The organism is Nonomuraea sp. NPDC059194 (assembly GCF_042754765.1).
Taxonomy (GTDB): Bacteria; Actinomycetota; Actinomycetes; order Streptosporangiales; family Streptosporangiaceae; genus Nonomuraea.
Genome location: NZ_JBHZBH010000088.1, coordinates 1 through 7,915, shown reverse-complemented (window position 1 = coordinate 7,915; position 7,915 = coordinate 1). Strand labels below are relative to the sequence as shown.

The window sequence follows — 7,915 nt, the reverse complement described above, 5'->3', positions numbered from 1 at the left end:
AGAGCGAGTTTCCCGATCTTCCAGCCGCAGCACGGGCACAGCTGCGAGGACGGGTACCAGCGGTCGATCTGGGTGAACTCGCGCCCGTACCGGGCGGCCTTGCCCAGTAGCAGCCGCAGGAACGCGCCCCAGGAGGCGTCGTTCACGGCCTTGGCGAGCATGCCCCTTGCCAGGCCCTGCACGGCCAGAGCCTCCACCACTACCGTTTGGTTCTCGCGGAGCAGTGTGGTGCTGGTTTGGTGCAGGAAGTCTCGGCGGGCGTCGGCGACTTTGGCGTGCTGACGGGCGACCTTGATCCGGGCTTTGGCTCGGTTGGCGCTCCCCTTCTTCTTACGTGACAGGGCACGCTGGAGTTTCTTGAGCTTGCGTTCCCTGCGGCGCAGCCACTTCGGGTTCGCGATCTTCTCGCCGTCGGAGGTGACCGCGTAGTGGGTCAGACCCAGATCGATCCCGGCCTCGCTGTCTGTTTGCGGGAGCGTGTGGGCGTCGTCGTCGAGTTCGATGACGAAGGAGGCGAAGTATCTGCCCGCCGCATCCTGGATGACCGTCACGCTGGAAGGGGGAGCGGGCAGCTCGCGCGACCACCGGACCTCGATCTCGCCGATCTTCGCGAGATACAAAGTGCCGTCGGCGCGGAGCTTGAAGGCGTTGGTGTTGAACCGGGCCGACTGCCGGTGATCGTGGCGGGACTTGAAGACGGGCAGGCCCATTTTCGGGCCTTTCCGTTTGCCCGACACCGAGTCGAAGAAGTTCTTGTATGCCACGTCGAGGTCTCGTAGCGACTGCTGCAACGGCACCGGGGAGACCTGCCCGAGCCATTCCCGCTCGGGGGTCCGCTTCGCGGCGGTGATGCAGATCTTCTGCAGCTCCGTGCCGCTGATCCGGGTCCGGTCGGCCTTCCACGCGGCTTTGCGCCGGGCGAGCGCGTCGTTCCACACGGCGCGGACGCATCCGAACGTCCGGGCCAGCAGCTCTCGCTGGGCCGTGTCCGGGTAGAGCCGGTAGTTGTAGCGCAGCTTCACCGAACACCACCCCCTCACGACACTGACCTCCCACAGGCTCGAACACACTATCTACTGGCCTATGACGCCGTCAGACGAATACCGGAACGGCACACGAGGTTTCCGCTCTACCCGCCAAGGGTTGCAGTCTCCAGAGCTGAACTGGTTGCGGTCTCCAGAGCTGAACTGAAGGCCAAGGCTTTCTGCGTACCTCCGGTAACGTGGCCGGTATGACCGACTGGAAGCAGGACGGGGAGGTGCTCCGGCGCACGATCAAGGCGCCGGACTTCCCCACGGCCATCCGCATCGTCGACGCGATCGCGGTCAAGGCCGAGGAGCTCAACCACCATCCCGACATCGACATCCGCTGGCGTACCCTGCACTTCGCGCTGACCACGCACGACGCGGGCCGCCTCACCGAACGTGACCACACGTTGGCCGCCATCATCGACGACATCGCTCGCGAATACGGAGCGTAGCAGCATGACTACTCAGTAGAGTGGGGTCTCCCGTTCGTTCTGGAGACTCGTCATGCGCCTGCCAGCTCTGCTGCTTTCCCTGCTGACCGTCGGGGCGTGCGCCGCCCCGACCACCGCCGTCGTGCCGACGCCCGCCGATGGGGTACGGCTGTCCGGCGGCGGCGAGTTCAGCGCCAAGGACACCTCCGCCATCGTCTACGACGCCAAGCTGGCCCCCGCCGGTGCGCAGGCCAGCGTCACCGTGGAGTCGGCCGACGGCCAGACCCGCTCGTCGTTCGTCGCCGAGGGCCTGCTGCCCGACCGCAAGTACGGCGTGCACCTGCACACCAAGGCGTGCGGCCGCAAGCCCGACGACTCGGGGCCGCACTTCCAGCACGCCCACGGAACCGTCAACGCCACCAACGAGGTGTGGCTCGACGTCAAGACCGACAACGAGGGGGCGGCGACCGCGAGCTCGCGCAACGCGTGGGCGCTGACGTCCGACCGGGTGCCGCACTCACTGGTCATCCACTCCGCCGCCACCAAGCCCGACGGCACAGCCGGAGCCCGCGTCGCCTGCCTGACCCTCAAGTAGAGCGCAGTACGGCAGGGCATGGTCCCTCCCGGCCCGGCCAACGGCATGGTCCCTCACGGTGGCGCGCTCCGCGCGCTCGGGTTCGGGGCTGTTCTTCCCAGGGGCTTTCCAGCCCCTTCGACCCCGGCCTTGGCCGCCTGGAGGGCCACGCGGAGATCAGGATCGGGGACCGCTCCTGGATCTTGGCCAGGCATTGACTGCGATTGTCGAGATCGACGAGCTTCGTTGGCTACGCGGCAGACGATTGGTTACTGAACGTCGCATTCCTCGCGGCCGCCATCAGGAAGCTCGTCGTGCTCCTTGACCGCCATCTGGCCACGTACTTCAGGCTCGACACACAAGCGGATGCGCCGGGTGAAGTAGTCCTATCAGCGGACGGGAGCCCCAGACCCCCTCGAAGCCGGGGTTCGTGGACTAAGGCAGGTCCCACCCCACGCCGTTAGGCTGGTCGACCCACAAGCGCGTCTCTTCGGGCCGGATGGTGAGCCGGAACCGTTCAGCCGCTGGACTGCCCAACGACACCCACGTGAGGTAGGCGTCGGCCACCTCGTCCCACAGACGGCGCGGGCCGTACTGCGTGACCTCGTAGTTGGCGGCGCCCGGGGTCGCGTCGCACGCGGCCCACGAGCCCTCCGGGTTCCCTGCCTCCTGCAACAGCAGCGAATACCCGTCCGGCTCGCTGACCACCGTCCAACCGATGCCGGGCGCCAGCGCCAGACTGACCAGGTGCGCGCCCAGGTCGGCGCGGACGACCGTGCGCGGGTCCAGCCGAGTCATGCTGGCCGCTGCGTCCTCCCTGTGGTGGGAGTTCCAGACGTGGTCGCTGCGCTGGGAGCGAACCATCATGTAGTTGGCGCGGCCGTGGAAGGACCCGACGGCCGTGGACTCGTCGACCACGGTGAGCCTCAGCTTGTGGCCGGTCGCGCCGCCCGGCTGCCACGGCAGGACGATCAGCCCGCCCGGCCGGGTCTGCTCGATCCAGGCCGTCGGGATGTCGGCCACGCCCGCCGTGACGTGGACCCGGTCGAAGGGCGCCCGCTCGGGACAGCCCTTCAGCCCATCACCCACCACAAGATGAGGAGCAAACCCGGCCGCTTCGATGTTGGCCGCCGCACCGGCCGCGACGACGGGGTCCACCTCGATGGAGGTGATTCCTTCGGCACCGGCCCACCATGACAGCAGGGAGGCTGTCCACCCCGAGCCGGTGCCGATCTCCAGGACCCGGTCGCCCCGGCGCGGGGCCAGCAGCTCCAGGAACGGGAAGACCACGCCCGGCGCGGAGACCGACGAACTGGACTCGCCTCTCCCCTCTGCCGGATCGATACCGCCGTCGTCGGACTGGATGATGATCGCCGCGTCCGAGTACACGGCGTTCCACCAGGCCGCCGAGTCCTGGTCGTGGTCGATGCGGAAGCCGATCTCGTTCCAGCGGTCCGGCTTGGCCCAGCCCGAGCCGGGTGCGAACAGGTGGCGCGGGACCCTTTCGAGCGCCTGCGCCCACCGCTCACTCGTCAGCAGCCTCCGGGACCGGAGGTCCTCGGCCAGCCGTCGCGCCAACTCCTCGACAACCGCCGTGTCCGGCGAACTCACCGTGTCCACGTAGGTCCTTCCTGAAGGATGTCGGCCAGAGCCGAGGCGATCGGCAGGCCGGTCTCATCGGCCAGCCAGAACCACTCCCCCCGCTGATTGGTCTCCAGATATACCCACTCGCCGGACGGCGTGCAGAGCAGATCGCTCGCCCCGTAGACCAGGCCGAGGCGCTCGTGCAGCGCCACCAGGCCCTTTTCGACATCCTCGGGAAGGCCGATCGCCGTGTAGGTCAGGGAGTCGTAGTCCGAGCGCCAGTCGGTCTTGCCCGCCTCGGTGGAGGCGTCGATGCGAACGGTGAATACGCGCGTGCCGACGACGACCGCGCGGGCCTCGAACTCTTTCGGCATCTGCTCCTGGAGAAGCTGCGCCGTCCTGGCGAACGCCGGGTTCAGGAGCTCGTCGAAGTCACCCACGGGCGAGGTGTACATCGCCCTGATGCGGCCCTCGTCGGCGTGCCATACCCCGGACACGGGCTTGTAGATGATCGGCTTGCCCCGCTCCTTGGCCCAGGTGTGGGCCGCCTGTGGGTCGTTGGTGATGATGCTGGGCGGGATGATCAGACCGACCTGGGCGGCGACGGCGAGCTGGACCGGCTTGTACTCGGCGCGCATGGCCGCCATGGGGTCGTTCACCCACAGGCAGCCGCTCTGCCCGAGGGCGATCAGGATGCCGCCGAACCCATAGCGGGCCTCCCCGTAGGCGAACGCCTGCTCGGGGCTAGACATGCGGTCGTCCATGGCGAACTGCGTGGGTCTGCGCCAGTAGACGGCGCCCACGCGGGTCAGGTCGAGCTGCTGGCGGCCGTCGGCGCCGGCGAGCTGGCCCGCCCAGCCGTCGGCACCCGCCTCGATCATGGCCGCCATCGCGAGCTTTCGGGGGAAGTCAGCGGTGTCGACCGTGACGACCGGGATGCCGCGTACGGCGAGCTCGGCGGCCACTCGCTGAGCCACGACATCGGTGTCGTCCGTGATGATCAGGACGGTGTGGGTCACAGGCAGATCCTCTCGTCAGTCGGTGCCGATTTCCTCGGGCGCGCTACCGTCCGGGTTGCTGGAGCTGGTGGGCCTGGTCGCCCCCTCGTGCTTGCCCGCCGTGATGGGCGGGAGCACCAGGAAACGCAGCCCCCACGGGCGCGCGTCACTGGCCGGAGTCGCCGGGGCGGACAGGATGTGCTTGGTCGGCAGGAGGGGGAAGACGTCTCCTACGCGGAAGACCAGCCCGCGTGACTCGCCGTCCGGCGAGTGTGTGATCAGGTCCAGCTCGGTCATGGTCTGGGACATGGTGAGCCTTTCTCGTGGGGTTCAACTGACCTTGCGGAGATGGCCGCCGCGTCGGCGGCTGGTGGCCGGTTGGACGGTCGGCTGGCCTCGTTCGTCGACCTCCAGCGTCTGCCGAAGCGCCTGGAGGGACTCGGCACAGTGCACGTTCTCCTTGCCCGGGGCCGGAACGCGACGCAGGGCAATGAACGAGCCTGGGACACAGCTTTCGGCTAGCTCCCAGCGGGAGAAGTCACGGACGAGGGTCGCCAACCCCCGCTCGATCACAATGCCTCCGCCAGGAGGGCGGCCTGCTCGGGCCGCTGCACGTGAACGGTTCCTCCGGGCAGTCGCACGGCGAACTCATCGCTGGAAATGGTGATGGTGGCCCGCCAGCACCCCCGAGGGTCGCGGATCTCCAGCACCGGTTCCCAATACTCGGCGCATGTCGGCCACCTGTCGCGCAACTGGAGGCGGATGCGTTGGACCAGGAGCGCCCGCACCGCCGTAGAGCTGGCGAGGCGTCCCCTGACATCCTTCAGGCTCTGCGCGTGGCGCTCGGCGGTGATCTCGTCGCGGGTGATCTCGGCGGCTCGGGGGGTCATGCACCCAGGGTTGAGGCCCGTTCACCTGGGGGTCTATGAGATTTCACGAGATTGCAGAAACTCGCGTGCCCCCTCGATCAGTTCACGGGCGGCGGCCCCGTAGACGGCCTGCTCTTGGAGCGCGGTGAATGCCTTGAGGAAGAACGCGATGTCCTCGGCCCGTGTCGTCTGGAAGCGGCCCGTCCACAGTTCACTGCGCACGAGGGAAGTGTCGAACATGTAGAAGCATTCGCCGCCCCAGAGCCTGCGAAAGCCTGGCGGAATGATCCCGAAGGCCACGTTGGGCAGACGGGTGACGCGCGAGAGGAAGTCGAACTGCTCGTTCATGGCGGCCAGGTCGCCGAAGGCGTAGGTCAGGACGGCGGCCTCCATGACGAAGCTGTACATGTGGGCGGTGCCGCCCGTCACCAGATGCTGGCGCTCCAGCCGGGCTTGGACAGCTTCCTCTACCCCGTCGAGCGGCAGTCCGTGAAGGATCGCGTTCGCAGTCAGGACGCCGCGCAGGTAACCCGATGTTTGCAGAATTCCGGGCACCACGATGGCCTCGTAGGCGCGCAGGAGCTTGGTCTGCTCGTAGAGGGGGGTCCCGGCCGCCTGGATGGCCTTCTGGCTCTTCTTGCGGAAGTCCTCCCGGTACTCCTCCCACATGCGCTGCACGTCGCGGTAGACGGCGATCAGCTCGGGGATAAGCCGGTCCGCGCCGCAGGCGATGCACCACGCCCGGATGTCGTCCTCGGACGGGTTCTGCCGGGCGTGCTCGATGCGCGAGATCTTGGTGGGGTGCAGGTCGGTGAGGGCCGCCAGTTGCCTGCCGTTCAGCCCGGCGTCCCGGCGGAGATCCCGCAGCCTGATCCCGAACGCCTTCCTGGCTTCGGCCGACTGGTCTTGCACGGCTGGGTGTCTTAGGCGGGCTTGTATTCGTGGTGAGGGACAGCCAGCGCCCAGGCAGCCTCGAAGGCGTCCAGGCACAGCTTGACCACCTCAGGCTCGGTGTAGAGCTGGATCTCGGCGCGATCCCCGTTCCCGTCCATGACGTTGAACACGGCGGTGTGACCGTCCAGCACGAAGAAGTCATTGCCGGGAAGGGGCAGCGTGGAGGTCAGCCGTCGGGGTAGCCAGCGCAGATCCTCGCCCGCCTCGACCGCCGGGCCGCTGAATTGGACGGCCATCCGCTGATAGTCCGACAAGGGCTCAGAGATCACGCGAATCCGCCGCAGGTGCTCCCCGGCCCGCTCCATCTCCGCAACGCTGTCAGCCCATGCCTGGTATGAGGCAGCCACGGCGTCGAGATCGCCCGCACGGAACAGCGCCAGGTCCTCGGCGTCTACAGCGTAGAAGTCACACTGTTCAAGCTTGAGGGTCTCGCGTACGCCCGTGAGCAGCTTGGATCGCTGCTTGACCGAGATCAACTCCATAGCGCTCCTCGACGTACATGTGCACGAACCGCTCGGCCAGTGCCTCCGGGATCTCTACGAATGTCTCGTCGTCCCGCAAGGCATGAAGTTGGACGGCGACGCTTTCGCCTTGGCGGTTGCCCTGCACCACCCAGCTTCCACGACTCGTGCGATAGAAGCTGGGGCAATCGTCCTTGGTCTTGGAGTCGGGGTCCTTGCAGTAGAAGGTAAGCCGCATGTCGTCGCCAGTGCCGGGGGATTGCATGAGATTGCACCTCCGAAGGTCGCGAGTCGCCTCACTGAGGGTGCATGCTGTGCCGATCCACGTCAAGCGGCCTGAGCGCAAGCTGACGGGCGGGCTTCCTGCGCTGGCGCAGTGGGTGGGATGCGGGCCAGCACCCGTTCCGGCCTGAGGTGCCAATGGGTGTCCCGTTGGAGACCCAGAACAGACCCATGCCGACGGGGCCGAAGACGAAGTAGTGGGTATTCGGTCCTCAGGGACGTCCGCCGTCCGCGGCCCGACACTGCGTCTCAAGAGCGCACGGTGCCGACGTTTTCCCAGGTGAGACCGCACGCGCGCAGAACCTGGCCAACAGCCGGCGAGGGCATGCTCCCTCTCGGCCTGGCCAAGGGCATGGTCCCTCACGGTGGCGCGCTGCGCGCGCTCGGGTTCGGGGCTGTTCTTCCCAGGGGCTTTCCAGCCCCTTCGACCCCGGTCTTGGCCGCCTGGAGGACACGTTGGGAGATCGGGATCGGGTACCGCTCCTGGATCTTGGCCGGACATCGAATTGAGCTCCTGCGAGGACTGTGATTGTCGAGAGCGGTCAGCCGGACAAAGGAGCTTCGTTGCCTGCTCATGGCTGTCACATCGCGCGACTGGTCGAGGCGTGGGCGCGATGACCCATTGCCCGAGCGCCTGCGGGTCGCGTCCTCGGAGCGGTGTAAAAGGCTCAACGAGGTAGGTGCCGTGGGTTGATCTTAGGCGGCTGCTGTTTCAGGTGTCGAGTCGGACGGTG

General features: G+C 67.4%; 10 protein-coding genes. 2 read left to right on the top strand and 8 right to left on the bottom strand.

Going from position 1 to position 7,915, the window contains the following annotated elements:
* Nucleotides 1-1,022, bottom strand: a 1,022-nt coding sequence (locus tag ACFXJ8_RS43655; protein WP_379651429.1) for an RNA-guided endonuclease InsQ/TnpB family protein, incomplete at its 3' end; no start/stop codon positions are given.
* Between the two features lie 209 nt (nt 1,023-1,231).
* On the opposite strand from ACFXJ8_RS43655, the gene ACFXJ8_RS43650 reads away from it, so the two are divergent.
* Nucleotides 1,232-1,480 carry a 4a-hydroxytetrahydrobiopterin dehydratase gene (locus ACFXJ8_RS43650; protein ID WP_379651427.1) on the top strand — a complete coding sequence of 83 codons (249 nt, stop codon included), beginning with the start codon at nt 1,232-1,234 and terminating at the stop codon, nt 1,478-1,480.
* Between the two features lie 52 nt (nt 1,481-1,532).
* Nucleotides 1,533-2,054, top strand: a complete 522-nt coding sequence (locus ACFXJ8_RS43645) for a superoxide dismutase family protein (RefSeq protein WP_379651425.1) — start codon at nt 1,533-1,535, stop codon at nt 2,052-2,054.
* A 414-nt stretch (nt 2,055-2,468) separates the two neighbouring features.
* On the opposite strand, the gene ACFXJ8_RS43640 is transcribed toward ACFXJ8_RS43645, so the two are convergent.
* The 7 genes from ACFXJ8_RS43640 to ACFXJ8_RS43610 all read right to left on the bottom strand — a co-directional run bounded on the left by ACFXJ8_RS43640 (nt 2,469) and on the right by ACFXJ8_RS43610 (nt 7,164).
* A complete protein-coding gene (locus ACFXJ8_RS43640) occupies nt 2,469-3,653 on the bottom strand; it encodes a protein-L-isoaspartate O-methyltransferase (RefSeq protein ID WP_379651423.1) in 1,185 nt (394 codons plus the stop codon).
* Nucleotides 3,641-4,636 carry an ATP-grasp ribosomal peptide maturase gene (gene tgmB / locus ACFXJ8_RS43635; RefSeq protein WP_379651421.1) on the bottom strand — a complete coding sequence of 332 codons (996 nt, stop codon included), beginning with the start codon at nt 4,634-4,636 and terminating at the stop codon, nt 3,641-3,643. Before tgmB ends, ACFXJ8_RS43640 begins: the two co-directional genes overlap by 13 nt.
* A gap of 15 nt (nt 4,637-4,651) precedes the next feature.
* On the bottom strand, nt 4,652-4,912 hold the full coding sequence (locus ACFXJ8_RS43630; protein ID WP_379651419.1) for a hypothetical protein: 261 nt from the start codon (nt 4,910-4,912) through the stop codon (nt 4,652-4,654).
* A 272-nt stretch (nt 4,913-5,184) separates the two neighbouring features.
* The gene (locus ACFXJ8_RS43625) at nt 5,185-5,505 is read right to left on the bottom strand and encodes a hypothetical protein (RefSeq protein WP_379651417.1); all 321 of its coding nucleotides are present in this window, start codon (nt 5,503-5,505) and stop codon (nt 5,185-5,187) included.
* A gap of 33 nt (nt 5,506-5,538) precedes the next feature.
* Nucleotides 5,539-6,396, bottom strand: coding sequence for a helix-turn-helix domain-containing protein (locus ACFXJ8_RS43620; protein ID WP_379651415.1), 858 nt, complete (start codon nt 6,394-6,396; stop codon nt 5,539-5,541).
* Nucleotides 6,397-6,407: 11 nt separating this feature from the next.
* Nucleotides 6,408-6,920: a DUF6879 family protein gene (locus tag ACFXJ8_RS43615; RefSeq protein WP_379651414.1), complete on the bottom strand. Its 513-nt coding sequence runs from the start codon at nt 6,918-6,920 to the stop codon at nt 6,408-6,410.
* Nucleotides 6,853-7,164: a hypothetical protein gene (locus ACFXJ8_RS43610; RefSeq protein WP_379651412.1), complete on the bottom strand. Its 312-nt coding sequence runs from the start codon at nt 7,162-7,164 to the stop codon at nt 6,853-6,855. The genes ACFXJ8_RS43615 and ACFXJ8_RS43610 overlap by 68 nt, the downstream gene beginning before the upstream one ends.
* Nucleotides 7,165-7,915: the final 751 nt, after the last annotated feature.

Excerpts from the sequence above, each read along its gene's own strand:
- ACFXJ8_RS43615 (WP_379651414.1), bottom strand. The coding sequence starts at position 6,920 with ATGGAGTTGATCTCGGTCAAGCAGCGATCCAAGCTGCTCACGGGCGTA.
- ACFXJ8_RS43645 (WP_379651425.1), top strand. The coding sequence starts at position 1,533 with ATGCGCCTGCCAGCTCTGCTGCTTTCCCTGCTGACCGTCGGGGCGTGC.
- ACFXJ8_RS43610 (WP_379651412.1), bottom strand. The coding sequence starts at position 7,164 with ATGCAATCCCCCGGCACTGGCGACGACATGCGGCTTACCTTCTACTGC.
- ACFXJ8_RS43650 (WP_379651427.1), top strand. The coding sequence starts at position 1,232 with ATGACCGACTGGAAGCAGGACGGGGAGGTGCTCCGGCGCACGATCAAG.
- ACFXJ8_RS43625 (WP_379651417.1), bottom strand. The coding sequence starts at position 5,505 with ATGACCCCCCGAGCCGCCGAGATCACCCGCGACGAGATCACCGCCGAG.
- ACFXJ8_RS43630 (WP_379651419.1), bottom strand. The coding sequence starts at position 4,912 with ATGACCGAGCTGGACCTGATCACACACTCGCCGGACGGCGAGTCACGC.